This is a genomic window from Vibrio salinus, assembly GCF_021272385.1.
Lineage (GTDB): Bacteria > Pseudomonadota > Gammaproteobacteria > Enterobacterales > Vibrionaceae > Vibrio > Vibrio salinus.
Genome location: NZ_JAJSDZ010000007.1, coordinates 366,157 through 391,301 on the forward strand (window position 1 = coordinate 366,157; position 25,145 = coordinate 391,301).

Here is a 25,145-nt window from a genome sequence, read left to right on the forward strand (position 1 = left end):
CTTGCAAAATTGATAACAAAATATTAAATGAGAATAAATAATGGGACTTGATAATAATTCGCCAATACTTTTCCTTAGCTATTTCTATGGAGTACAAGGATGTTGTCCAGCAGAATGGGCGGATGATAAAGTCGATGCTTTATCTAAGATGAATAGAAAAATAATATTAGTTTCTGCTTTATCATCCAAAAAATGTAGTTTGTCTAATGTAAAACACTTTAGGGTACCTTCTTTTTCATGGACAGATTTTAAGCATGAAATTGATGAATTAAAATTACGTGGCGATTCTTTAACTCAGTGGAAGATATTGTTGTATTTCCCATTTGCTTTTATCTTTGGCAATTTTATGGATTTTTTACAAAAAATAGCTGTTGGAGGTAATGGTGGAGGTAAATGGGCATGGGCGATTACTTGTTTTTTATGTGCGTTCCCATTGATGATCTTTTATCGTTGTAAAGTGATTTTTTCTACAGGGGGACCTGCATCCAGTCATCTTGCTGGTGGAGGGATCTCATTGATAACAGGAAAAAGATTAATCTGTGAGTTACAAGATCCACTGGTCGGTCGAGAAATTGGACGAAATGAAAACTCGAGTAGACTATTAGGTGTTGTTGAGAAATTTGTTGTAAAAGCATCTTCTAAAATAGTTTATGTAACTAAATTAGCAGCTCAGGAAGCTAAAGAGCGTTATCCTGATTTTAGTAGTAAGGTTTGTGCGATATATCCAGGGTCCAAAAAATTTATAGATCAGAAGATTGACGCTTCAAGTGATTCTAAAAATGATAAGTTAGAGATGATTCATCTCGGAACATTATATTCATCAAGAAATTTAAATACTATTATCCAAGCTATCGATGAGTTAATCAGCGAAAATAAAATATATGAAGGACAAATAAGTATTTTTAATTTGGGGGAGATCTATGGTGAGATAAAAGAGCATCACCTTAGTCGTTCATATGTAAAACAGCGTTCTATTATGCCAAGAGAATTAGCAGTAACAGAAGCAAGTACTAAAATGGTTTCATTGTTAATTCAGCATGCAGATGATCGTAGTCAAACAACAATTCCTTATAAAACATATGATTATTTAAATATAGGTAATCCTATATTAGGACTGACTAATAGCGAGGAATTACAGCATCTATTACACGATTCTGGTAATATAGCTGAAAATGTGAGTGATATACCTAATATTAAGATTGTATTATTAGATTTACTTCATAATTATTCGATATATAAAAATAAAGCTAAAAATAATAATATTAATATTGATGAACAATTAAATAAACTATTTGAATAAAGTATAGGGTTTAGTTTTGAACATATATTTGAGTTTTATAAAACTATTACCAGCAAGATTGCTTCGTCGTCTTTATATCTTGGTTCCAATGTTAGGTGTTGCAGGAATTATCGAGGTTGCATCTATTGCGTCTCTAATACCGTTAATGTCTGTAGCATTAGACGCCAACAAAATTAGTCAAGTAAATAATTTTTTAGAAATGCAGTTGAATTATAACCAAATGCTGGTGTTTCTTGCTGTTGGTATTGTTTTTATCTTTATTTTAAAGGGTGTGTTTTCCTTATATGTGTATAGATACACATATAAATTTGTTGCTAATGCTAAAGCATATATACAAAGGAATTTGTTTTATCATTATTTATATAAAGATATTCAGTTCTATTTGAATTCTAATTCATCAGAGTATATTCGAAATATAATGACAGAGTGTAATGTAGTTGAAGCTCGTTTTATTATGCCAGTCTTGGTGTTGATGTCAGAAATAGTTCCTTTATCTTGTTTATTAGCTTTTGTTATTTATCTAAATCCACTAGGGATATTATTGTCCTCTGTATTATTTGTATCTGTTGGATTTATTATTACAAAGTTGACATCACCAAAATTGAAAGAATATGCGAAAGGACAAATGTGTTCTGATGGGGCAATGATAAAAAATGCACAACAAGCATTCAATTCTATAAAGGAAGTCCTTATTTACTCACAACAAGAAACTTTCACTGAAGAGTTTAGACAACACTCGCAACAAAGTGCCAGTTGTATCTCTAATGGCTTATTTATTAACTCTTTACCAAAATATATTTTGGAAGTGGTCGCTATTATTGGGGTCTTTATTATTGGTAGCGTTGCTTTTTTTTCTGGGCTTAAAGTTGAAGAAATTTTTATTCAGATGGGAGTATTTTTTGCAGCATTAGTAAAAATTTTACCATCGGCGAATAAGATAGTTGCTCACTTTCAGGCACTATCTTATGCTAAACCTTCAATAGAGAACTATATGCACTCGATTCAGCAAAGAGTAAGTCCAAAAGGAGAGGGCGATGCAATTGTTAATTCTGCTGAATTAGGGGAATTTATGACCATTGATTTTAACGATGTTAGTTTTTCGTATCACGAACATTCTATAATTGATAATTTTAACTTTCAATTTAAAAAAGGGGATACGGTAGGGATTGTAGGTAAAACTGGTTCAGGGAAGAGTACTCTGCTGAATATTATTTTAGGGTTGTTGTCACCAGATGAAGGACTAGTTTTAGTTAATAATCATAAAATGCAGGAAGTGTTATCAAGTTATAGAAATAAAATAGGATATGTACCGCAGGAAACATATTTGTTAGACGATAGTCTTTTTCATAATGTGACTTTTTATAGGGACTTTAAGGATACTGATTCAGCAAGGGAAAGAGTTAGCTCTCTTCTTCATGAGATGGATCTTGGTGAACTTGTTAGCACACAGGAAGGACTTGACACATTCGTAGGCGAACAAGGAAGTCGTCTTTCTGGTGGGCAAAGACAAAGAATTGGTATAGCAAGAGCATTATTTAAAGATCCGGAAATAATAATTTTTGATGAAGCGACCAGTGCATTAGATAAGGTAACTGAAAAGAAAATTATAGATTATGTTATGAGATATAAAGGAACGAAAACAATAATAATGATTGCACATAGAGAGTCAACATTAGAGAAATGTGATTATATTGTTCATCTTGAAAACGGTAATGTTTATGTCAGTTAATGTTGCCGAAGGCTTTTACAATATTATGTTCTGATTTTTGAGTTAGAATTGAAGTTAAGTGTGAGAAACATCAAAGGAGTGTTTCTCACATACATTTCACTAAAAATCTAAAGCTTTGGATAATACTGATGATTTTAAGAATAATTCTAAATCATCAGGGATTCCTAGCCCGTACATCCCATTGGCTTCTTCTCCAATATTAAACACGCCAATTTTTTTATTGTCTTCAGCCATAAAAGTATATGTAGGTGCAACATAAAATTCGTTGTTACTTCTTATGTTATTTTGGATCATGTAATCTGCGTAGCGACAAAAATCTGAACCTTGAGTAAAGTTATAAATACCGACTGTAGCTTCATCTGAAACGACGACTTTCTCAACAACTTCTGTTACCAGTCCTGATGGCTCAACTTTAGCGTATGACCATTTAGGATCAGTGGCTTTCATAGTAAGCATACTGCCATCTAAATGTCGTTCTTCTATATCATCAAGATATTCATTAATATCGGCATCTATCCATTGATCTGAATTAGCAATCATTAGCGGTTCATTATTATCGATAAAATCCCGGGCTTTTAACACAGTAATAGCTGCGCCCTCTGTAATACCATCAATACCAATAACTTCAAAGTGTTCACATGAATTGGAAAAAATTGCGTTTAGATCATATTTATCTAAGTGCTCATTTTGACATATAAAGATAAAACGGTGTTCATAGTGAGGAGTTAAATTGTTGATGACTACTTCGATCATCGGTTTCCCACCAACATCAATTAGTGGTTTGGGTAACTCATAACCTGCGTTAGAAAATCGACTGCCTTTTCCAGCCATCGGTATAACAATATTTAGCATTTATTATTCTTCCTTTAGATATTTATCGTTTAGAGCCCCAGGCAGTTTTACAACAGTAGTTATGGTATCTTCGAGAGCCTGAAAATCTGTAAATTCTCCAGGTGATAGGGTAATGACATCACCAGTCTCAAATTGTTGCCCGTTCATTTTTACTTTTCCTGAGACAATTACGGTAATCTCTGTCGCTATTTTGTGGCAGTGTGATGCTTCATGCTGACCTTTTTTGAAATGTTGAACTGCGACTTCGACATCAGTTGTATTATAAAGTGATGGTTCGAAGCCACCGACAAACCAGCCACGGGTAAAATTTGTAAGTTTATTATTTTTCATTTAAATAAGCCTTCAGTGATGTTATTTTTCCCTGTTCATCCCAAGTAATAATATCTACTCCAGATAACATGCAGTCAGATAGTTGTAGCTCGAATTCTAGAATGCTTGACTGTTGTGATTCGATATATATTTTTTTTACATCAAAATGCAAGTCACTATTGTTTTTAAATATTTTTTCTATATGGGTACTTGCTGTTTCTTTGCCAGAAAAGGTTACGTCTGGCTCAATTAACTCAAAATTATTACTGAACATTGTTTTTAATGCGGTGATTTCTTTTGAATTGAAATATTGGATATATTTTTCAGTTAATTGTCTTATTTTCTCTTTTTTATTGTTGTTTTCTTCTCTGATGGAATCTTCAAAATTAGTAAGAGAATATTCATCATTAATATGAAAATATTTTGTTTTATCAATCGGAAGTGCTTTTACGACACCTTCTTTTAATATGATTTCATTTAATGTTTGTGATATAAAAAATAGTCCATTTGTTTTTACATCTTTTCTTATTATTGATTTTGCTGCTTCGACAAATTGTCTGGCAGTTTTATAATAATATAGACCAGCAATTGCGTTCTTGCTGATTGGATTTTTCTCTGCAGCTTGTGTCACTATCTGCTGTGTATTTACTTTAACGAATGACCATTTCGGGTGAATTGCTTCAAATGTTAATATTCCAGCATCAACGCCACTATTTTGAAAATCTTCAATATATGGATTTAAGTCAAAATCAAGTATTTGCTCAAAGCTGGATATAACAAGAGGAGAATCAAGGTCGAGGTGTTCGATTGCTAATAATGCGGAGCAAGCTGCACCCTGAGTGTCGCCATTTATACTGCAGATTTCAATCGAGTCGGATAATAGAGAAATTACATTTTTCAGTCGGAACTGTTCCGATTCGTTTTTAGGAATGGCGACAACTATCTTATTGTGCTTTAGATCTATCAGCGATCTTGCTGCTCTTTCTATTATTAATTTGCCATCAACTTCGGTTAAAATTTTGGGGAATGGATTATTACTATCTGTTTTAAAAGTATTCTTACCAGCCAAAGGTATTAATATATTAAGCATTATTTTCTATCTCGCAGATATAGTTGTATATGTTGTCAAAGTTGACATCATTAACGGTTTCCACTTTAAGAACTTGGGCACCTGATGCATAGGCGGCTTTTAGCCCATTTTCATTATCTTCGACGATTAAGCATTCCTGAGGTTGTAAATTAAGTCTGTTGATTGCCGTATTGTAAATTTCAGGATCTGGTTTACCTTTAGTTACATCCTGATTAGATAAATAAAAATCCAAGTATTCAATTAAACTTGAGCGTTCCATCATTACTTTTACCGTATTACGGATGGAATTAGATGCAACTGCTAAATGATATCCATGTTGCTTTAATTTTGATAAAGCATACTGATGGTGAAATACGGGTTTACATAACTGGTATGTAATATCCATCGTATACTGTTGCTTCATTTCATTAATAAATGGGTGCAGAGCTTCGGGAAGCACGTGAGTTTTCGAGAGGATGTTCAATTTTTGTGAAGTTGATAGTCCATCAAAAGTAACTAGGTGATCATGCCTGCTAATTGTTAAACCGAAAATAGCCAGTGCTTTGTTTAGAGCTTCATAATGCCAGTCTTTGGCATCGATGAGAACTCCGTCCATGTCAAATATAATTGCTTTGATTTTGTTATTCACAGAAAAATCTCTTAGCTTCGTGTGGATGGTCAGTACAAAGTTTAATTTTAGCTTTAAAGTTGCTGTTATGGTTTATAAATGTTTTGAGTGTTGTCCAATAATCTGAATGTTCAAAGCCATGCAGTTCAGGAGAAACTAAAGCTACTAGTTTATTATCCTGTAGGAACTCCAGTAACATCTTTTCGTTAAGTTTGTTGGAATAAAAACTGTCTAACCATACTCCGGTGGCCTCAGAATATAGGGCTGGAGTTTCTTCTATGTCTGAAAAACGAGTATAGTAAGAAAGATTTTCTCTTACATAGCTAAGTGTGTCAGGTATCGACATGTCGAAATAGAAATGAGGGATTTTTTGCAAGGAAACATATTCTTGCAGTTTTTTTTCCAGACCATCTGCTTTTATGTTTAAAGCCAACGTTACTTGTGAATTGATCTCATTAACTAGTTTCAGAAATTGGCTGAAAGTAGCCGCGTGTTCATCAGGTATATCATGACTGATTACTAAGTCCTGATTAGAGTCTCTGATATCTGTCTCTATCCCGAACCCGGAAGATAACGCTTCTTCAAATGCTTTAATCGAGTTCTTTTCATGAGGTTGTTGCCAAACGCCTCTATGAGCAATTATTTCCATGTACGAACCTCCTTTGAGGACATCTATATTTATTGGATAAAATAATATGAATGATACTTACTTAAGACATTTTTGTATATTGAATAGCCACCGACTCAGTAGACACTAGTTAGCCTTTCTTCATATTGCTTTTCATACTCTACAGGTGATAGCTGATTATTGGAACCATGCCTGCGTTTTACGTTGTAGAACATCTCAATATATTCAAAGATATCCATACGTGCATCTTCCCTTGTAGAGTAGATTTTTCGTTTAATTCTTTCTCTTTTCAGTAATTGGAAAAAGCTTTCTGCTACAGCATTATCGTGACAATTACCTCGGCGGCTCATACTGTAGTGGTACATTAAATTTGGCCACCTGATTAGAGGTGCTATGATTGTGTTCATAGCAGAATTAGGTGACAAAATGGTAAAGAAAAAACGTAACTATTCAGCAGAATTCCGAAGAGAAACAGCCGAGCTGGTTCTGGATAATGGATATTCACATCACGAAGCTGCTGATGCTATGGGGGTTGGGTATTCAACCGTTGGGAAATGGGTCTGCCAGCTAAGGTCAGAGCGTCAGGGGAAAAGCCCCACGTCTGCTACGATGACACCAGAGCAAATCGAAATTCGGGAGCTCAAAAAACGCATTCAAGAAATTGAATTAGAAAAGGAAATATTAAAAAAGGCTACCAGGATATAGAAGTTTTGCAGAAGCCAAGATGAAGATCACCGATTATATTCTTGGTTATTACAGCCAAGTCAGGCCACATCAGTACAATGGTGGTTTGACACCCAATGAGTCAGAGCGGTTGTTCTGGCAGGACTACAAAACTGTGGCCAATTTTGTTTGACCACTACAAAGGTACAACCAACCTTCATGTGTTTTTATATAGGTAATATCGGTTACCCATGATTGGTTTGGCGCTGTTGGATTGAACTCTCTGGCTAATTTATTAGCCGAAATGATATGTTCAGTACCCGCTTTAGCTCTGGGTTTTCGATACCCACGTTGTGACTGTAAACCTTCTCGTTTCATCAAACGATGTACTTGATTAATTCCACAGGTTTCACCTTCATCGCGTAAGTCACTGTATATCTTTCGATAGTCATATACCCCTCCTGATTCCAGCCAAAACTGTTTGATCAGTCCAAGAAGATATTTACGCCGTTTCTCTTGTTTACTGTCAGGTTGTTTCATCCAGGCATAATAACCACTGGGATGAACCTCAAGAACTTTACACATCCGTCTAACAGGCCAAACAGACTGATTGGCTTTAATAAAGGCGTACCTCAGTCGGACTGGCTTGCGAAGTACACCGCGGCTTTTTTTAGTATATCCCGTTCTTCGGTGACTCTTTGCAGTTCTTTCCGAAGCCTGCGAATTTCGGCGTTTTCATCGGTGTGAGTTTGGTATTGTGATGAGTCTGGACCATAACGTTTAACCCAAGCGTAAAGACTATGAGTCGTTGTCCCTAAGCGGTTGGCAACATCAGCCACACTATGACCTTTTTCAGTGATCTGTTTTACTGCTTCAATTTTAAATTCTTCTGGATATCTTTTGCTGCTCATAAGCACCTCTCTGTTAGTCATTTTGTCTAACTAAAAGATGTCTATCAAGTCGGTGGCTATTCATACTAACGAATTCATTTAGTTGAAACAGAAGAGAACCTCTTCTGTTACTTATCTTATCATCAAAATAATTATCTATAAAATTGTATTTTAACAATACTTACAACACCTAACTTTGAATTAAATTGTGACATTTACCCCAAAATATTTAATAACAAAAAACGATTCAAGAATAAAATATAACTCAAAATTCACATAAAGTTTAAATAAAAATAACCATAATAATTAATTGCAATATATTTTCTTAAAATAGATTTATTTTACAAATGTTATTGTATTTATTTTATTTATAAAAACAATGAATTAAGTATTATTGAGTTTTATATTTGTGGTTTTGGTAAATTAAAATTAATTTTCATCCATAAATTTTTAATGTAATTTATAGAAACCTTAAGGCAAACAAGTAATTAAACCAATCTTATCTTATTTGAGGAAAGAAAAATGAACAAAACATATGTAAAACCAACTGTAAAATCTGTACCTGTAGCTGGCTGTATGAGTAGCACAAACTCCGGAACCCATAGCTTGGGCGGTGGATTATTTTAAAATATTATCCGGCCAAACATTCAGTTTGGCCGGATTTTTAAAGATTTAATAGGTTGGCGTAATGAAAATACTAAGTTTAAATTTTCCTATATTTGTAAAATGGTATATAACAGGAAGATGTAGTTTGCGATGCAAACATTGTTACCTGACCAATTATAATGAAGAAAAAGAAGTTAATTTAGAAACTATTGAAAAAATAGTTAGCTATCTTTCAAATAAAGGTGTTAAGCATATTTGTATCTTAGGTGGGGAACCGACTGAAAGAGAAGATTTAAATGAAATAATTAAAATATGTTATAAAAATAACATCGTAAATAAAATTGCAACAAATGGTATATCATTAAATAAAAATAAAGTCAGGGATTTAATAACTTCAGGATTACGAGAATTCCAAATAAGTCTTGATGGCCATAACGCAAAAGAAAATGATTATATTCGTGGGAAAAATAGCTTTAATAAAGCAGTAAGTGCTATTAATAGCATTAAGACCTATGGAGCTTGGTGTTCTATTGCATTCACAGTCAACAAATATAATATACATAGTTTAGAAGAAATGTTTATACTTGCTGAAAAATTAAATGTAGATGAATTAAAAATAGTACCATTCATTCCTGTTGGAACCGGATCAAAAATTAACAAATTAAACTTAGAAAAAAAAGACTTCAAGTTAATAAAAGAAGTAATTAATAAGCATAAAATAACCACAAAAATAAACATTAACAGTTATTTTTGTGAAAAAGTCAGTTGCAACAAAACTAACTCATGTTTTACCTTTGGCTGTGGTGCTGGTACAAACACTTTAATAATAAACAATGATTTAACACTATCTGCATGTGATCTTCTTACTGAAGAAGACAGAACAGACAAACCAATACAAACCCCTGAAGATATTGATTTCCTATGGAATAACAACTTTATTTTTAATAAATGGAGGGGATTATCATCAATAGGTACTAAATGTATAAAAGATTTTAGTGATGTGCATAATAATGGATGCCACGTAGCTAATTACATATATAAGGAAGATATAGTTGATGATTAATATTCTTAAGTTGAAGTTAATAAAAACATACATATTCATTGCTGCTTTTACCCCACTAGAAGCATTTTTAGCCCCGGTTATCGTTGTTTTCTACCTAAAGTATATTGGTATTTCATTTATTCAATACTCTAATTATATCGCTTTATTATTGATTTTAAATTCTTTATTAGAAGTACCCATGGGGGTTGTATCAGACTTAATTGGTAGAAAAAAAGCTCTAATAATAGGTAATTTTATATATTTTATTTCTATGGGAGTTATATTATACACACCTAATATATATACTCTTTACATTACTGCAATTTCATTTAGCATTGGCAGTACCTTATCAAGTGGAAATCTAGGTTCAATAGCATATGAAATATTTTCGGATAATAAAATTGAAGACAAGTATGGGATATTTTTTTCTAAGGTAGGTTCAATTTCTATTGGTGTTTCAGCACTTGCTGCCCTTGCTGGAGGTTATTTGGCTGATATCGACATTTCTTATCCAATGATAGTTGACACTTTAATATTAGGTTCTAAGGTCCTTATAGGAATACTGATATTTGTTGTTTTTTGGCCAAGAAATATAGATAATAATGAGAAAAACTCGGAACAGAATAATAGAGAAAGTAATACTCATAAAAACAAAATTAATTTAAATATAATTTTATCTGATTTTAAAAAAGCCAAAGATGTCATACTAAAAAAAGACTATTTATTATCACTAATTTTAGGTGCTGCTTGTTTTTCATTACTTAGGACTAGTTTAAATTTTTATCAACCAGCCCTTGTCAGTACAGGAGTATCTGAAACTGAACTAGGTTATCTTTTTTCTTTCGGAATCCTAATTTCATCTTTAATATCATTTCTATGTACACATTATAATTTAATAAAAATGGAAATTAAGTTTGGTTACTATTTTATGGTTGTTATGAGTTTATCCTCTTCATTATTATTTTTATATGACAATGGAATCCATTTTCTATTTTTCCTCGGTTTTATTTTCCACCAAATAATTAGAGTGATAATACCATCAATAGAATCTCATAATATTCAATTTTCAATTCCGAGAAACTACAAATACAGAACGTCTGTTATATCATTTTCTTTTCTTTTTAAAGCTATAGTTACAGCAATTTTCATATCTATTACAGGATATATTACTAGTAAAGACATTTCATACACAAACACCTTAGTATTTTTACATGTTTCGATAATTGTCGCATTAGTATTATCATTATTTTTCCTAAGAAATATAAAAGAAAAAAAATCCATGGAGGCTTTATAAATGTCCAATATGCCTATATGCGCCAATATATATATTACAAATCATTGCCAGTTTAAATGCGATCATTGTTTCTTAGTTGATAATAGAACAATTAATTCTAATCACATAAAAATTTCTGTCTTAAAAAAAATAATTGATAATTTTCACGAAAATAAAATACTAATGGTTGTAATATCTGGCGGAGATCCAACTTTACATCCTGAATTTTCAGAAATAATATCATATGTGAAATATAAAAAAATGGTTCCGTTATTAGGAGTTAACCCAATAGACTATGATCAAAATATATACAATGCCATCAAATCTACTGGACAAGATAATTTTCAAATTAGTATAGATAATTTTACAGGAGATAATCTTAGAAGCTTAGATAATTCAGAAAACATAATTCATAAAATGATTAGTCTGAACTTTAAAATCACTGTTGCCGTAACAGTATTTTCCAACAACTACAATTTAGTTGTGGATCTTTGTTATAGGTTATTAAATATCGGCATTTATAAGATAAAACTATCTTTTGGTTTTTATACTGAATGGGGTGAAAACCATGACTTTATTCCTGTTTCTCATTCTCAAAAATTATCATTAATAAATTCTATTAAAAATGATAAAAAATTGTTTGACTCAGTACTAATCCCTGGCTGTTTTAAAGACAATGAGAATAACTTCGGAATAGAAGAACGAGACGTTCCAAGGTTTGTGATTAATAATAATGGTAATGTTTCATTTTCCGAATGCTCAGATGTGCTATTTAATGTTTGTTCCTGTGATGATATTTGTTATTCTTTTTTAAAAGCGTTTGATGATTTTTGCTCAGAGAAGACATCAGAAATAATAAATTTTTTATCTTCAAAGTATAAAATTAATGATATTACATTCCAATCTCGGTCAAAAATTAATGCTACAGGAATGGTCGTAAAAAATGGTCAACAATTTTTTATATTAATTGCCGATGATCTTACCCCTTCTCAATCATTTTGGGCAATATTACATGAAATAGGTCATGTTGCCTTAGATATATTTTATAATGATAATAATTTCTCACGAGATAAATATGAATCCAATGAGAAAATAATAAACAAATGGGTAACAAATTCCATTTCTAAATACATTACTAAAAGATTTTATTTTAGATTGTTGGATTTGATAGATAATCATGATGAAAATAAATTATTTTCAGAAATAGAGTTATATTTATTTAATAACATTGTACTATAGGATACCTCAATGAAAGTATTTAAAATTAATGATGATTTTGTAATAAGAAATGATGGAGAAATGATTTTTGATTCCAATAAATTTATAATTCATAATTTCAATGTATCTGGATTAGAAATAATAAAATTATTACTAAAAAAACCAACAGATTTGGCAGGCCTTTGTGATGAACTGCCATCTTTCCCCAAAAACGACATTTATGAATTTTTAGAAGAAGTGAAGAAACTTAATATTGTGGTAGAAAAGTGAGATCAAATTTTAATCAATAACTTTAGCCTAAATATTTAATTAAGTTTTTGATAATATCTAAATAATCAATGTAATGGGAAATTAATTTATCAAATACTTATATTAGGACTTAGTATTCTATAAACCGTAGTCCGACTACACCCTAACTCTTTACTAATCGCATGCTTGTTCATTCCTCTATCGTGAAGCTCTTGTATGCGATTATGAAGGCTCTTGTTAGGAAGTCGGCCAAGGTGACGCCCTTCTGCTTTTGCCCGCTCCCTGCCCTCATTACAACGCTGTAAGATTCGTTTTCTTTCCATTTCTGCAAAAGCTGAGATAGTGGTATAGATAACCCTACCAACATCGGAATTAATATCGATGTCACCGAGATCATGAAAAACCAAACCGGCATTCTTTTCTGCTAATATGTCAGCGATTTTTAAGGCATCTATTGTGTTACGAGCAATCCTATCCACTTTGGTTACGTGAATAACATCCCCTTCTCTGGCGAATTCGAGTAATTTATTGAGCTCTACCCTATTGTCAGCCGATTTCCCGCTTTGCTGTTCCTGGAAAATTTTCTCACAGCCAATTGCCTGCAGCTGATCAAGTTGCACAGATAATGTTTGTTCTAGGGTACTGACTCGGGCGTAACCGATTTTCATAAGGAAGGCTCCAAAGTGAACACAAAGATAGTTAAAATTAGTATACATGTTCACTTTGAAATTAAAAGACTTTTTGAACAGATATATTCAGAGATGTGTACTATGTACCAAAAGTTACACCTTTATGGACATCGATAATTTATTTAACTCCAAATTTTTTCCAATCATCTTTCCTTTTAGTTGTGAAAATACAAGAAACACCACCTCCTGCATGAGTAATGGGGTAATCAAAATCACAAAACAAAGTCACGTATAAGAGTGGCACTTGTTCATTTCCATAAGTATTAGGTAAAAACATAGCAACATCACCATCAGTACATTTATTTTTTGCTTCTATAGTGCTGGTAGCCGAACAAATTTTTGAGTTATCCTTGTGTGGCTTACTAAGATTTATGGTTAATTCACGTTTATAAATAGTGTGTTTAAACATACAATACTTAGTATTTTATACTTTACAGGTGAGTTGTTGTTCAAATGAGTGAATGTAGACATAGAAAGAAGAGAAGACTCATAGTTGCGCCAAATATTCATACCGGGGGCGGGCTAGTTTTGTTAAAGTCACTTCTGAAATGTTCGGGTAGTTTAGATGACTCGATTCTGATATTGGATTCAAGAGCCCAAAAAGAGCTTTCTTTTTATGTTGGCACTCGTGATGTCTTTTGGACCCCTTGTGGTATTTTAGGACGAATTAAAGCGGAACTATTTGCTAGAAAAAGAGAAAATGAGTGTACCAATATCTTCTGTTTTCATAATCTACCGACCTTTTTTACAAAAAAGAAAGTTTCAGTGTTTCTGCAAAATAGACTTCTTGTTGAACAGAGCTCATTATCTGATTTTTCGCTACGTCCCTGGGTCCGAATTGCACTGGAAAGATTGATACTGAAAACGTTGTTTAAAAAGATTGCACAGTTTTTAGTTCAGACAGAAAGTATGAAGTCAACAATAGATAATTGGGTAAACTCAGAAGGGTTGAATCAAAAGTGTAGTATAAAAATTACGCCTTTTGTTCCAGAAATAGATGAAAACGATCATGCTGATAGTAATTTACCTGACTCGACAGATTCCGATTTTATTTACGTTGCAGATGGTCAGCCGCACAAAAATCATATCAATTTATTAAAAGCTTGGGAAATTTTAGCAAGTCAAGGTCATTTCCCTAAATTATTACTCACATTGCCTGAACGAGATTATGAACTTAAATCGCAAATAAAGCAGTTATCTGAGAAGAAAGGTTTAAGTATTTATGATATCGGAATGGTTTCCAATAAGGATATTATTGGTTTATATAATGAGTCAAAAGCCTTGATTTTTCCTTCTACTCTTGAGTCTTTCGGTCTTCCTTTGGTTGAAGCAAATCAGTGTGGCTTGCCAATTATTGCATCTGAGCTTGACTATGTCCGAGATGTTTGTGAGCCTTGCCAGACATTTGATCCAAATTCACCAATTTCAATTGCCAGGGCTGTTACCCGTTTTTTGGGATACAATCATCTGAGAAATAGACCTATGTCTGCTGAACAGTTTATACAAGAGTATCTGTAATAAGTAATCTATACGGCCGATTACACGCACGAAAGAGTCTAATACATTAGTTCATGTAACCTTATTTAATAATAGAAGATAACTATGTTTGACAATAAAACACTACTGATTACCGGGGGTACCGGATCGTTTGGTAATGCAGTTTTAAGACGCTTCCTTAAAACCAACATTAAAGAAATTCGTATATTTTCCCGAGATGAGAAAAAACAAGATGATATGCGAAAATTATTTCATAGTGAAAAGTTAAAGTTTTATATTGGTGATGTTCGGGATTATCAGAGCGTTTCTAACGCAATGAGAGGTGTTGATTTTGTGTTTCATGCTGCAGCGTTGAAGCAGGTTCCGTCATGTGAATTTTACCCGTTAGAAGCCGTGAAAACAAATGTTTTGGGTACTGAAAATGTTCTGGAAAGTGCTATTTATCATGGAGCGTCTCGCGTAGTGTGTTTAAGTACAGACAAAGCTGTATATCCTATCAATGCAATGGGCATTTCTAAAGCTATGATGGAGAAAGTTATTGTTGCAAAGAGTAGGAATTTGGAACATACAAATACTACGATTTGTTGTACACGTTACGGTAATGTTATGGCGTCAAGAGGTTCCGTTATTCCTCTTTTTATTCGGCAAGTAGTTAATAATGAGCCTATTACAATTACAAACCCTGATATGACTCGGTTTATGATGACTCTGGATGATGCAGTAGATCTTGTGTTATATGCATTTAAGAATGGCAACAACGGTGATGTTTTTGTTCAAAAAGCTCCTGCTGCAACGATTGGCGTTTTGGTTGATTCAATTCTTGATATTATGCAACGACAAGATCATGTTATAAAAGTAATTGGTACCCGTCATGGGGAAAAACAATCAGAAGCGTTATGTAGCAGTGAAGAAATGTTTATTGCAAGGGATGAAGGTGATTATTATCGGATACCGGCTGATAATCGTGATTTGAATTACTCAAAGTATTTCGAGGAAGGTGAACAGCAGTTGACTACTATTGAGGACTATAACTCGAATAATACGGATCTTTTAGATGTAAAATCAATGAAAAAGTTATTAATGAAATTAGATTTCATGAAGGATATTTCTGAAGGGAAAATAATTGTTCCTGAAGGAGTTTAATATGAAAGTTCTCATTTTAGGTGCTACAGGTATGTTAGGTTACAGTTTGTTCTCTAATTTATCTGAATATGATGATCTTGAAGTTTTTGGTTCTGTAAGGTCGATTGAAGGTATTGAACACTATTATCAAAGCAATATACAAAAGTTGATATTTAATGTTGATATAAATGAACTTGATACAGTAAATAGTGCTATTAAAGATATTACCCCTGATGTTGTTATTAATTGCATTGGAATTATAAAGCAGAATAAAGTGGTGAATGAATATGTTACAAATATTCAATACAATGCTTTATTTCCTCATCAGTTAGCTGATATCTGTAACTCTGTTAATGCTAAGCTGATACACTTTTCAACTGATTGTGTGTTTGATGGAAAAAAAGGGCACTATACAGAGGCAGATATTCCGACGGCTACCGACCTATATGGAAAAACAAAACAGCTTGGTGAAGTCGTTTATGGTAAGCACCTGACGATAAGAACATCTATTATTGGTCATGAGTTAAAATCGAATGTTAGCCTTATTGACTGGTTCTTAAATGCTTTTGGTTCTGTAAATGGATATAGCAATGCTATTTTTTCAGGATTTCCAACGTGCTATGTAGCTAAGATCATTGCTGAACATATATTGGGGAATGAGAATCTTTATGGATTAATGCATCTTTCATCTAAGCCAATTGATAAGTATTCACTTTTAAGATTGATTTCTGATACATATCATAAAGATATTAATATAGTTAATTATCCTGATTTTAAAATAGATAGATCTATGGATTCATCTTTATTTCAAAGTAAAACTGAAATATCAATTCCTGATTGGTCAGAACTCATCCAATTAATGTTTTTAGATTATAAGAAGAGATATCTACATGAGTAAGTTAAAAATTGTTACAGTTGTTGGTACTCGACCAGAAATTATTCGTTTGTCAAGAATTATTTATAAGTTAGACCAGTTTTGTGAGCATGTTTTAGTTCATACAGGACAAAATTATGATTATGAATTGAATCAGATATTTTTTGAGGATTTAGGCATAAGAGCTCCAGATGTTTTTTTGGAATGTGCCGGAGAAACAGCGGCTCAGACTATTGCTCAGGTTATTAGTAAATCAGATGAGCTATATGAAAAAATATCTCCAGATGCAGTTCTTATTCTAGGTGATACGAATAGTTCGATGGCAGCTATTTCGGCTAAAAGGAAAAAAATACCTATTTTTCATATGGAAGCCGGAAATCGTTGCTTCGATTTGAGAGTGCCTGAAGAAATTAATAGAAAAATCATAGATCATATCTCAGATGTAAATATGCCATACAGCAATATTGCAAGAAATTATTTATTGAATGAGGGAATTAAGCCTGAGTTTATTGTTAGAACAGGTAGTCCATTGGATGAGGTATTATCATTTTATAAAGAAGGAATAAGTAATTCAGATATCTTATCTAAGTTTTCTTTGACTAAGGAAGCTTATTTTGTTGTTAGTGTTCATAGAGAAGAGAATGTCGATTCACTGACAAATATTACCAATTTAAACCAGGTGTTAAATAAACTAGCTGAACTGTACAGTTTGCCAATTATTGTATCAACACACCCTAGAACGAGAAAAAAAATTGCTGAATTAAAACTTGAATTTCATCCTTTGGTCAAGTTGATGAAACCTCTTGGGTTTACTGATTATGTGCGTTTACAGCTTGATGCCAAAGTTGTTCTTAGTGATAGTGGTACGATTACCGAAGAATCTTCTATATTGAATTTTAGAGCTTTAAATTTACGTGAAGCTCAGGAGCGTCCGGAAGGTTTGGAAGAAGGTGCTGTTATGTTCACAGGTCTTAATATCGATCGTATTTTACAAGGGATTCAGATATTGGAGCTACAACCATCTGGTGAGGATAGGTTGTTACATAAGGTCTATGATTATAATGCTCCTAACGTTTCGGATAAAGTAGTCAGAACAATACATTCTTATGTGGATTATATTGATAGAGTCGTTTGGAGAAAACGTCTGTGAGGATTGCGATTTTCTCTGATGATAGTCTTCCTGATAGTACTCGGGTTCATGCTAAAATGCTTCATGAGCTAGCTTTAGAGTTAAAAAGTAATGGACATGAACCTGTAATTTTAACTCCGGGACACAAGGCTCAGTCTCGATTAGTCGTCGATTTTATTGATGATATTGAGGTTTGGCGATTCCGTAGTAATCCTACAAGAAGCGGTAATAAGTTAAAAAGAGCAATTACTGAGAGTTTACTATCTGTTAATGCTTACCTAGCTATATCAAAAAAAGTTGCGACAAGGCCTTTTGATTTATATATAAATTATTCACCGACTATATTTTTTGGACCTTTAATTCGTCTGTTAAAGCATCGTTTTGGTGGTTATTGTTATTTGGTTTTAAGGGATATGTTTCCTCAATGGGCGATCGATGAAGGACTGTTGAGGAAAGGATCACTTATTACAAAGTATTTTCAGTTTTTTGAATTGTTTAATTATAAAACAGCTGATTGTATTGGCGTTATGTCTGATGCCAATAAGCGGTTTTTCCAGGAGCAATATCCACAGTTTGATAATGTGAAAGTATTATATAATTGGACCTCGCTTGAGCCATACAGGGAAAATATATCTGATGAAGATGATATAAGAACCCAGTTGTCATTAGAAAATAAAATTATCTTTTTCTATGGAGGTAATATTGGACATGCTCAGGATATGGGGAATTTGTTGCGTTTAGTTAACTCGATGAAAAATCACCCCGATGCCCATTTTTTATTTGTGGGGCAGGGAGATGAAGTGGATCTGGTAGTAGAGGCCAAGGATAGATTGAATTTAGACAATTTGACCTATTTGCCTTCAGTCTCTCAAAGTAAATATCAGAGTATTCTTTCTCAGGTTGATGTAGGTCTATTTTCATTAGCAAAGACACATAAAGCTCATAACTTCCCTGGTAAATTATTAGGGTATATGTGCCAGTCAATCCCTATTCTTGGCAGCATTAATTCTGGTAATGATCTTGTTCGTTTTATAAGAGATGAGCAAGCAGGTTATGTATATGTTAATGGTGATGACTCTTCTTTATTTTCGTCTGCTATTTGTTTGCTGGAAGACTCTACATTAAGAAAACAGACTGGAGATAATGCCTATCGTGTTTTGTGTCAGTACTTTTCTGTAAAATCAGCTGCAGCAGCTATTGTTGATGATAGCCATCAACTTACTGTATATTAAAATATATCCTACGCCAAGGCAGGATATATAAATAGTGGGGTGGATGCTTGAAGGCTATACACTTGTTGGTTTGTAGCCTGTGGGGGCTTTTATTAGAAGACGTTTAATACATTCGATATCAAAGCTATGGCAGCACATATCAAGATGTTCTAATAGGGCTTGCATCTCGCTCCAAGATAACTTATTTTCTTTAGCTGTCATTATTTTCTGATGACTTGTCCCTTCAACATTGTCACCAATCAAAAGTTCTTCATACAACTTTTCTCCGGGACGTAAGCCTGTGAAATGTATTTCAATATCACCGACATCCTCGTGATCTTCAAAGTATTCTTTCATCCCCATTAAATGGATCATACGCTTCGCCAAGTCCAATATTTTAACGGGATCCCCCATATCCAATACAAATACTTGGCCATTGTTTCCCATTGCACCAGCTTGAATAACCAGCTGTGCGGCTTCAGGAATTAGCATGAAATAGCGAATGATATCGGGGTGGGTGACAGTGACTGGTCCACCTTTACGAATCTGTTTTTTAAACAGAGGCACAACAGAACCTGATGAACCTAAAACATTACCAAAGCGAACCATAGTAAATGTCGTTTCAGTCTGTTTATCGGCGAAAGCCTGCAATACAAGCTCAGCCATCCTTTTACTGGCACCCATAATATTAGTTGGGCGAACAGCTTTATCGGTTGAAATCAACGTGAAATTTTTTACATTTGCCTCGATGGCTGCATTGGCACAAGAAAAGGTCCCAAATACATTGTTACGGATACCTTCGACAATGTTATCTTCTACAATCGGGACATGCTTGTAAGCTGCAGCATGATAAACAGTATCAATGGAGCTTATGGTCATTAGATTGTGCATTCTATTTCCATTTTGAACTGAACCAAGGGCGGCCACAATTTTGGTAGTAAGTTCTTTTCTTTTTTTTACAGCTTGTAATTCCTGATCGATTTGATATAGATTAAATTCATTAAGTTCTACTAATACAAGGGTACTTGGCTTTTGCAGTAGTATCTGTCGGCATAGTTCTGAACCAATCGAACCACCGGCCCCGGTAACCATAACATGTTTATCAGTAATATTTTTTGTGAGCAGTTCCGGTATGGGATCCACAGGAGCTCTGCCTAATAAATCAGCAATATCAAGATCTTTGATGTCTGTAGCGTTTCCCTTTCCAGCCGCAATATCTTCTACACTAGGCACAGATTGTACTTCTATCGGCCAGTCAGATAATTTTTCTAAAAGGCGTAGCCGCTCCCCTTTGTTGATATTATTAATGGCAAGGAGTAATTTGACTGGCTGATAGAGTGATTGTAGCGTTTCGAATTCACAGCTATGATGTACTCGTAGGCCAAACATAATCTGACCTGTTTTACTATGATCATCATCTAACAAAACTACCGGATGATATTCATCCCCCTGAATTAATGCATAAGCTAAATCACGTCCGGTCGCTCCCGCACCATAAATAAACACATTCGGCTTTTGTTTTTTTATCTGATAATAATACACAGTGCGAATCAAAATTCGTGGGCCGCCCAGCGTTAAAATGGCTAACCCGGCATAAATGAAAGGAACACTTCGGGGCACAAAGGCATGAAAGAAAAAACTACTTAATGCCAGCGCAAGTGATGAGAGAAAAACAGCAAAGAAAATATGCCCAATCGCAGGCATCATCATATAGCGCAATACGGCTCGGTACATACCGAATTTAACAAAAGTGAGAAGCGTTACTCCTATCGTGACCAATATACATAAAACTTCTTGAATACCAACCGTAAAATGAAACCCGTCCAGCCGGAGCACCATAGCGGCAACAAGTGAAAATAATATCGCACAGATATCATAGATAATACTAATAAATCGTTTATTACGACGTTGGGCCTGTAATAATAACTGAATAGGAGTAAACATTTTTTGCTTGCCTGCTGCAATGATTTATCGCGATACCGATTTTATCGGCATTTATTTATGATTCTCAACTGATTGTTAGTGTATGTCTTACACATTAAGCAAATCAATTGTAAACTCATAGAATTCAGATGAAATTTCGCCTGTTAGGTGTTTTTTTGAACGATAGTAAAGTTGAATAGGCATGAATAAAATATTAGTGACAGGAAGTGGTGGTTTTGTCGGAAAGAATCTTGTACATCAACTCCTTCAGCAAAGAAACGAAGTTATTGCCCATTCTCGTTCGGTACAGTTGACCGGATGTGAGAATGTGCATTCTGAAATTTCATCGCTGACTGACTGGTCTGGTGTACTTACTGATGTTGATGCGGTTATTCACTGTGCCGCAAGAGTGCATCAAATGAATGAATCTCAACAAGAAGCTAAGATCCTTTATCACGAAGTGAATGTGGCTGGTTCGCTTAATTTAGCAAAACAAGCCGTAGAGGCTGGTGTTAAACGGTTTATATTTATCAGCTCAATTAAAGTGAATGGAGAATGGACTAACGAATCAGAACCATTTACTGCTGATGATATGCCCCATCCGCAGGATGCTTATGGTCAAAGTAAATACGATGCGGAATGTGCATTAATCGAATTTGCTCAACAAAGCGGATTGGAGTTGGTTATTATTCGACCTCCATTGGTGTATGGCCCAGGAGTTAAAGCGAATTTTTTATCTATGATGAAAGTTGTTGCTAAAGGCGTACCATTACCATTCGGTGCAATTAAAAGTTTACGTAGTTTTGTGTATGTGGAAAATCTGGTGAACCTGATTCTGGTATGCTGTGAACATACTAAAGCTCCAGGGAAAATATTCCTGATTTCTGATGATGAGGATATAAGCATTCGAGAACTATTGCGACAGTTGGCTCAACTATCAGGGAAAAAATCCTATTTGTTACCGATTCCAAAATTCTTGCTTATTTCATTGTTAACGCTTATCGGTAAAAAAGCGGCTGCACAACGTTTGTGTCAGCCACTACAGTTGGATATTCAGGAAACGAAAGACATTTTAGGATGGGAACCGAAGTATTCACTACGAGAAGGTTTAGAGAAAACCGTTGATAGTTATCTGAATGATGTAAAGGATTAAATTACAAATGATTCGTTGTCTTGATTTTTGTTTTTCTATGTGTGGTTTGTTAGTGCTTTGTCCTGTAATGTTGATAATTTGTATATTGGGGTATTTCGATACTGGCAGTCCTGTTTTTACTCAAACTCGGGTTGGTAAAAATAAGAAACCATTCACACTAATAAAGTTTCGGACCATGCCTCCTCAGACTAAATCTGTCGCCACTCACTTAGTCGGAGCCGGTTCAGTGACTAAACTCGGTGGTTTTCTGCGTAAAACAAAATTAGATGAACTTCCTCAACTTATTAATGTAGTGAAAGGAGATATGAGTTTAGTTGGCCCAAGGCCCTGTTTATTAAATCAGGAAGAGCTGATTGAAGAGCGGGATAAGCGTGGTGTACTGAATGTGCTGCCTGGTGTGACTGGATTAGCGCAGGTCAATGAAATTGATATGTCAACGCCTGAGTTATTAGCTGAATGGGACCAGAAGATGATAGAAACGATGTCGGTTAAGAATTATTTTACTTATATCATTCAGACTGCAACCGGGAAAGGTGCGGGAGATAGGGTTAAATAAAGTTTGCAGTAATCAGTGGGCAGAATTACAAACTCTGCCCCAGCTTCAATCTGTTAACTGCAAAACTATCAACTGTATACTGAAAACTTAAATCTCCTCACACCCCCATTCAGGATAATGCTTTCTCACATAAGCGTTGAGATCTTTTTCGGCCTGAGAATACTCGCGTTGTACGGGAGTTTCCTTATCTACAACGCTATCAACCATACCTGCACCAACCGTTACATTGGTGTGACGGTCAATAATGATAAATGCCCCAGTTTTTGGCAGCGACTGATACGCGTCAACAGCAATATTATCGGTCAGGAAAATAGTTGCTAAAGCAATCTCATTTAACTCTAGTGAATCACTACTTTCTGCATGTTGTTCCAAAGTGTTTACATCAATTTTATGCGGTAGTGTAGAGACCTTACCGGAGCAAGATTTAGTCGCAAATTTAAACAGATACTCTTTATGTGTGCGTAGAGGTGTTTCACTCATCCAGACAATATGGGTATCCAGGTGTTTGGTGACTTTTGGCTCATGCCCTGGATGAACTAACATATCTCCACGGGAAACATCAATTTCATCTTCCAGGGTTAAGGTAATTGCCTGTCCTGGTTGAGCCTGATTTAGCTCACCATCATAGGTATAAATTGATTTAATGCGGGAGACTTTACCAGAGGGAAGGGCTTTAACGTCATCGCCAACCTCGACAATTCCTGAAGCAAGGGTGCCACAGAATCCACGAAAATTAAGATTTGGACGATTGACGTATTGCACAGGGAAACGCATTTGATCCAGATTTTTATCTTTATCAATTTTAACGGTTTCCAGAAGCTTCATTAATGTTGCACCTGGATACCAGTCCATATTCTCGCTCGGAGTAACAACGTTGTCGCCCAGCAACGCAGAAATAGGAACAAAGCGAATATCATCAATATTTAAGTGGGTTGCCATATCACGATAGTCTGTTTTGATTTTCTGATAAACTTCCTGGCTATAGTCCATTAGGTCCATCTTGTTAACCGCGACAATGACGTGTTTTATACCAAGTAAACTACAAATATAGCTATGACGACGAGTCTGGGTTTGAATGCCATGGCGTGCATCGACCATCACAATTGCTAGATCGCAGGTTGATGCACCTGTGGCCATATTACGGGTGTATTGCTCATGCCCCGGAGTATCGGCGATAATAAACTTACGCTTGTCGGTTGAGAAATAACGGTAAGCGACATCAATGGTGATACCTTGTTCGCGCTCTGACTGAAGTCCGTCAACCAGTAACGCTAAGTCAAAAGCCTGATCCGTGGTATTAAACTTTTGTGAGTCCTTCTCGATAGCTGCCATCTGATCTTCGTAAATCAGTTTGCTATCATAGAGCAAGCGCCCGATTAGGGTCGATTTTCCATCATCTACGTTTCCACATGTCAGAAAACGTAATAAATCTTTATTCTCATGAATTTTTAAATAAGCTTCGATATCTTCTGCAATCAATTCTGATGAATGGGACATAACTATAAATTCCTTATTAGTTTTTCAGTGTGTTAGTTTGCAGTTATCAGGGGGGATTTTTACCGATTACTGATTACTGAAAAACTTTGTTAATACTTTAATAAATTTAGCCTTCTCACCCACAGGTAACGCATTGATTCCGGCTGCTGCTTTACGGCCTCCACCGGTGGCAAACTGAGTGCAAACTTCATCGGCACCGGTGCGATTATTCAGAGGTGCCCGCACGCTGACGGTATAATCATTGCCGCTGGCATTTAGCGTTAATACGGCATGAGCTAAATCTGGTGACTGGTTCGCGAGTTCGTTACCAAACACCCCGCTGACACGCCTTGCCCAGGACTCACAGGGCAATTCATAAACACAACAAATTGAGTTATCTTCACTAGGTGTTAAATTTTCAATATTGACATAATCCTGATCATAACCTTGTTTAAGAGCATAAAAAGGTGAATTAAGATCATCTCTTAAAGAAAATGGGTCAGGGTAGGCTAACAGCTGTTTAAATAATTTGGCTGGTGGAATATGCAAATCGTCAAGCGTTGCACCATATCCGTTGTAGTTAATCAGGGTTCCCAATTCACAGAGAAAATCGATATCAGCCTGATTCAGCCCTTCTTTTTCCCCCAGTGCCAGAGCTCGTTTATGCAGGTTATCACCAAATGCAGCAGCAGTTGCCCAGTGAACATATTTACCTTGCAGTTTTTGATTGATTAACAGGCTGGTGCATACTTCGGCATCCAGATTAACTAACACATCAAGGTTTGATGAATCAGGAATGTCGCCCGTTCTATGGTGGTCACAATAGAATACCGGGATCTGTTTTTTTAGCAGAGTCAGTAATGGTTCCTGATTTTTTTCCATCGATATATCCAGACAGGTGACTGAAGAAGCATCTCCCGCTTTTTCAACCTGACTTAGTAACTTAATATCACGTTTTACGCCGGTAACCAGTACGCTTTCTTTAGGCTCTGCCAAACGTAATTGCAGTAGCGCAATAATCCCATCCGCATCGCCGTTAAATACATCATAATGCATAAG

At 34.8% G+C, this 25,145-nt stretch carries 23 protein-coding genes and 4 pseudogenes; 15 read left to right on the top strand and 12 right to left on the bottom strand.

The genetic code is table 11. The features are described from left to right. The first annotated feature begins 40 nt into the window (after positions 1-40). Entirely contained in the window at positions 41-1,300 is a 1,260-nt protein-coding gene (locus tag LRQ06_RS07535; protein ID WP_232765779.1) for a glycosyltransferase family protein, read from the top strand. A gap of 16 nt (positions 1,301-1,316) precedes the next feature. Next, positions 1,317-3,029 carry an ABC transporter ATP-binding protein gene (locus LRQ06_RS07540; protein WP_232765780.1) on the top strand — a complete coding sequence of 571 codons (1,713 nt, stop codon included), beginning with the start codon at positions 1,317-1,319 and terminating at the stop codon, positions 3,027-3,029. A gap of 99 nt (positions 3,030-3,128) precedes the next feature. Here the strand turns inward: LRQ06_RS07540 and LRQ06_RS07545 are convergent, their stop codons facing one another. The 6 genes and pseudogenes from LRQ06_RS07545 to LRQ06_RS07570 form a co-directional block, all read right to left on the bottom strand. Then, a complete protein-coding gene (locus LRQ06_RS07545) occupies positions 3,129-3,881 on the bottom strand; it encodes a glycosyltransferase family 2 protein (RefSeq protein ID WP_232765781.1) in 753 nt (250 codons plus the stop codon). A 3-nt stretch (positions 3,882-3,884) separates the two neighbouring features. Beyond that, complete coding sequence (locus LRQ06_RS07550) at positions 3,885-4,211, bottom strand: cupin domain-containing protein (RefSeq protein ID WP_232765782.1); 327 nt, start codon at positions 4,209-4,211, stop codon at positions 3,885-3,887. Continuing rightward, positions 4,201-5,280: a nuclear transport factor 2 family protein gene (locus LRQ06_RS07555; RefSeq protein WP_232765783.1), complete on the bottom strand. Its 1,080-nt coding sequence runs from the start codon at positions 5,278-5,280 to the stop codon at positions 4,201-4,203. The genes LRQ06_RS07550 and LRQ06_RS07555 overlap by 11 nt, the downstream gene beginning before the upstream one ends. After that, on the bottom strand, positions 5,273-5,908 hold the full coding sequence (locus LRQ06_RS07560) for an HAD family hydrolase (protein WP_232765784.1): 636 nt from the start codon (positions 5,906-5,908) through the stop codon (positions 5,273-5,275). The genes LRQ06_RS07555 and LRQ06_RS07560 overlap by 8 nt, the downstream gene beginning before the upstream one ends. Beyond that, the gene (locus LRQ06_RS07565) at positions 5,901-6,536 is read right to left on the bottom strand and encodes a PI-PLC domain-containing protein (RefSeq protein WP_232765785.1); all 636 of its coding nucleotides are present in this window, start codon (positions 6,534-6,536) and stop codon (positions 5,901-5,903) included. Before LRQ06_RS07565 ends, LRQ06_RS07560 begins: the two co-directional genes overlap by 8 nt. A gap of 95 nt (positions 6,537-6,631) precedes the next feature. Next, positions 6,632-6,868: pseudogene (locus LRQ06_RS07570) on the bottom strand (IS3 family transposase); the annotation flags it as partial. Between the two features lie 73 nt (positions 6,869-6,941). Between LRQ06_RS07570 and LRQ06_RS07575 the strand changes: the two are divergent. Together LRQ06_RS07575 and LRQ06_RS21190 are read left to right on the top strand one after the other, a co-directional pair. Beyond that, a pseudogene (locus LRQ06_RS07575) lies at positions 6,942-7,214 on the top strand (transposase); the annotation flags it as partial. Beyond that, positions 7,213-7,371, top strand: a pseudogene (locus LRQ06_RS21190) (IS3 family transposase); the annotation flags it as partial. The pseudogenes LRQ06_RS07575 and LRQ06_RS21190, both read left to right, overlap by 2 nt. An 8-nt stretch (positions 7,372-7,379) precedes the next feature. Here LRQ06_RS21190 and LRQ06_RS07580 read toward each other — a convergent pair. Continuing rightward, positions 7,380-8,089, bottom strand: a pseudogene (locus LRQ06_RS07580) (IS3 family transposase); the annotation flags it as partial. A gap of 667 nt (positions 8,090-8,756) precedes the next feature. Between LRQ06_RS07580 and LRQ06_RS07585 the strand changes: the two are divergent. From LRQ06_RS07585 to LRQ06_RS07600, 4 genes are read left to right on the top strand one after another with little or no spacing between them, the layout of a single operon-like run. Then, positions 8,757-9,737 carry a radical SAM protein gene (locus LRQ06_RS07585; RefSeq protein ID WP_232765786.1) on the top strand — a complete coding sequence of 327 codons (981 nt, stop codon included), beginning with the start codon at positions 8,757-8,759 and terminating at the stop codon, positions 9,735-9,737. Continuing rightward, positions 9,730-11,010 (top strand): MFS transporter, encoded by a 1,281-nt coding sequence (locus LRQ06_RS07590; protein ID WP_232765787.1) that lies wholly within the window; start codon positions 9,730-9,732, stop codon positions 11,008-11,010. The genes LRQ06_RS07585 and LRQ06_RS07590 overlap by 8 nt, the downstream gene beginning before the upstream one ends. After that, the gene (locus tag LRQ06_RS07595; protein ID WP_232765788.1) at positions 11,011-12,228 is read left to right on the top strand and encodes a radical SAM protein; all 1,218 of its coding nucleotides are present in this window, start codon (positions 11,011-11,013) and stop codon (positions 12,226-12,228) included. It abuts the gene before it with no gap. A 9-nt stretch (positions 12,229-12,237) separates the two neighbouring features. Continuing rightward, entirely contained in the window at positions 12,238-12,477 is a 240-nt protein-coding gene (locus LRQ06_RS07600; protein WP_232765789.1) for a hypothetical protein, read from the top strand. Between the two features lie 89 nt (positions 12,478-12,566). Here LRQ06_RS07600 and LRQ06_RS07605 read toward each other — a convergent pair whose 3' ends face one another. Beyond that, positions 12,567-13,124, bottom strand: coding sequence for a recombinase family protein (locus LRQ06_RS07605; protein WP_232765790.1), 558 nt, complete (start codon positions 13,122-13,124; stop codon positions 12,567-12,569). A 139-nt stretch (positions 13,125-13,263) separates the two neighbouring features. Next, the gene (locus LRQ06_RS07610; protein ID WP_232765791.1) at positions 13,264-13,554 is read right to left on the bottom strand and encodes a hypothetical protein; all 291 of its coding nucleotides are present in this window, start codon (positions 13,552-13,554) and stop codon (positions 13,264-13,266) included. A 44-nt stretch (positions 13,555-13,598) separates the two neighbouring features. On the opposite strand from LRQ06_RS07610, the gene LRQ06_RS07615 reads away from it, so the two are divergent. The 5 genes from LRQ06_RS07615 to LRQ06_RS07635 all read left to right on the top strand — a co-directional run bounded on the left by LRQ06_RS07615 (position 13,599) and on the right by LRQ06_RS07635 (position 18,999). After that, positions 13,599-14,663, top strand: a complete 1,065-nt coding sequence (locus LRQ06_RS07615) for a glycosyltransferase (RefSeq protein ID WP_232765792.1) — start codon at positions 13,599-13,601, stop codon at positions 14,661-14,663. A gap of 84 nt (positions 14,664-14,747) precedes the next feature. Then, positions 14,748-15,785, top strand: a complete 1,038-nt coding sequence (locus LRQ06_RS07620) for a polysaccharide biosynthesis protein (RefSeq protein ID WP_232765793.1) — start codon at positions 14,748-14,750, stop codon at positions 15,783-15,785. Between the two features lies 1 nt (position 15,786). Next, on the top strand, positions 15,787-16,662 hold the full coding sequence (locus LRQ06_RS07625) for a dTDP-4-dehydrorhamnose reductase family protein (RefSeq protein ID WP_232765794.1): 876 nt from the start codon (positions 15,787-15,789) through the stop codon (positions 16,660-16,662). Next, positions 16,655-17,788: a non-hydrolyzing UDP-N-acetylglucosamine 2-epimerase gene (gene wecB / locus LRQ06_RS07630; RefSeq protein WP_232765795.1), complete on the top strand. Its 1,134-nt coding sequence runs from the start codon at positions 16,655-16,657 to the stop codon at positions 17,786-17,788. Before LRQ06_RS07625 ends, wecB begins: the two co-directional genes overlap by 8 nt. Beyond that, a complete protein-coding gene (locus tag LRQ06_RS07635; protein WP_232765796.1) occupies positions 17,785-18,999 on the top strand; it encodes a glycosyltransferase family 4 protein in 1,215 nt (404 codons plus the stop codon). Before wecB ends, LRQ06_RS07635 begins: the two co-directional genes overlap by 4 nt. Positions 19,000-19,053: 54 nt before the next feature. Here the strand turns inward: LRQ06_RS07635 and LRQ06_RS07640 are convergent, their stop codons facing one another. Further along, entirely contained in the window at positions 19,054-20,922 is a 1,869-nt protein-coding gene (locus tag LRQ06_RS07640; protein WP_232765797.1) for a polysaccharide biosynthesis protein, read from the bottom strand. A gap of 181 nt (positions 20,923-21,103) precedes the next feature. Here LRQ06_RS07640 and LRQ06_RS07645 point away from each other — a divergent pair, with 181 nt between their 5' ends. Further along, positions 21,104-22,054, top strand: a complete 951-nt coding sequence (locus LRQ06_RS07645; RefSeq protein WP_232765798.1) for a UDP-glucose 4-epimerase family protein — start codon at positions 21,104-21,106, stop codon at positions 22,052-22,054. A gap of 7 nt (positions 22,055-22,061) precedes the next feature. Further along, complete coding sequence (locus LRQ06_RS07650; RefSeq protein ID WP_232765799.1) at positions 22,062-22,610, top strand: sugar transferase; 549 nt, start codon at positions 22,062-22,064, stop codon at positions 22,608-22,610. Positions 22,611-22,697: 87 nt separating this feature from the next. Here LRQ06_RS07650 and cysN read toward each other — a convergent pair whose 3' ends face one another. Continuing rightward, complete coding sequence (gene cysN, locus LRQ06_RS07655; RefSeq protein ID WP_232765800.1) at positions 22,698-24,107, bottom strand: sulfate adenylyltransferase subunit CysN; 1,410 nt, start codon at positions 24,105-24,107, stop codon at positions 22,698-22,700. Positions 24,108-24,173: 66 nt separating this feature from the next. Next, a complete protein-coding gene (locus tag LRQ06_RS07660; RefSeq protein WP_232765801.1) occupies positions 24,174-25,142 on the bottom strand; it encodes a DHH family phosphoesterase in 969 nt (322 codons plus the stop codon). Between the last annotated feature and the right edge of the window lie 3 nt (positions 25,143-25,145).

What these genes read in the sequence shown, in the direction of transcription:
- LRQ06_RS07535 (WP_232765779.1), top strand. Translation starts at nt 41, where the DNA reads ATGGGACTTGATAATAATTCGCCAATACTTTTCCTTAGCTATTTCTAT.
- LRQ06_RS07545 (WP_232765781.1), bottom strand. Translation starts at nt 3,881, where the DNA reads ATGCTAAATATTGTTATACCGATGGCTGGAAAAGGCAGTCGATTTTCT.
- LRQ06_RS07550 (WP_232765782.1), bottom strand. Translation starts at nt 4,211, where the DNA reads ATGAAAAATAATAAACTTACAAATTTTACCCGTGGCTGGTTTGTCGGT.
- LRQ06_RS07555 (WP_232765783.1), bottom strand. Translation starts at nt 5,280, where the DNA reads ATGCTTAATATATTAATACCTTTGGCTGGTAAGAATACTTTTAAAACA.
- LRQ06_RS07565 (WP_232765785.1), bottom strand. Translation starts at nt 6,536, where the DNA reads ATGGAAATAATTGCTCATAGAGGCGTTTGGCAACAACCTCATGAAAAG.
- LRQ06_RS07585 (WP_232765786.1), top strand. Translation starts at nt 8,757, where the DNA reads ATGAAAATACTAAGTTTAAATTTTCCTATATTTGTAAAATGGTATATA.
- LRQ06_RS07590 (WP_232765787.1), top strand. Translation starts at nt 9,730, where the DNA reads ATGATTAATATTCTTAAGTTGAAGTTAATAAAAACATACATATTCATT.
- LRQ06_RS07595 (WP_232765788.1), top strand. Translation starts at nt 11,011, where the DNA reads ATGTCCAATATGCCTATATGCGCCAATATATATATTACAAATCATTGC.
- LRQ06_RS07600 (WP_232765789.1), top strand. Translation starts at nt 12,238, where the DNA reads ATGAAAGTATTTAAAATTAATGATGATTTTGTAATAAGAAATGATGGA.
- LRQ06_RS07605 (WP_232765790.1), bottom strand. Translation starts at nt 13,124, where the DNA reads ATGAAAATCGGTTACGCCCGAGTCAGTACCCTAGAACAAACATTATCT.
- LRQ06_RS07610 (WP_232765791.1), bottom strand. Translation starts at nt 13,554, where the DNA reads ATGTTTAAACACACTATTTATAAACGTGAATTAACCATAAATCTTAGT.
- LRQ06_RS07615 (WP_232765792.1), top strand. Translation starts at nt 13,599, where the DNA reads ATGAGTGAATGTAGACATAGAAAGAAGAGAAGACTCATAGTTGCGCCA.
- LRQ06_RS07620 (WP_232765793.1), top strand. Translation starts at nt 14,748, where the DNA reads ATGTTTGACAATAAAACACTACTGATTACCGGGGGTACCGGATCGTTT.
- LRQ06_RS07625 (WP_232765794.1), top strand. Translation starts at nt 15,787, where the DNA reads ATGAAAGTTCTCATTTTAGGTGCTACAGGTATGTTAGGTTACAGTTTG.
- wecB (WP_232765795.1), top strand. Translation starts at nt 16,655, where the DNA reads ATGAGTAAGTTAAAAATTGTTACAGTTGTTGGTACTCGACCAGAAATT.
- LRQ06_RS07640 (WP_232765797.1), bottom strand. Translation starts at nt 20,922, where the DNA reads ATGTTTACTCCTATTCAGTTATTATTACAGGCCCAACGTCGTAATAAA.
- LRQ06_RS07645 (WP_232765798.1), top strand. Translation starts at nt 21,104, where the DNA reads ATGAATAAAATATTAGTGACAGGAAGTGGTGGTTTTGTCGGAAAGAAT.
- LRQ06_RS07650 (WP_232765799.1), top strand. Translation starts at nt 22,062, where the DNA reads ATGATTCGTTGTCTTGATTTTTGTTTTTCTATGTGTGGTTTGTTAGTG.
- cysN (WP_232765800.1), bottom strand. Translation starts at nt 24,107, where the DNA reads ATGTCCCATTCATCAGAATTGATTGCAGAAGATATCGAAGCTTATTTA.
- LRQ06_RS07660 (WP_232765801.1), bottom strand. Translation starts at nt 25,142, where the DNA reads ATGCATTATGATGTATTTAACGGCGATGCGGATGGGATTATTGCGCTA.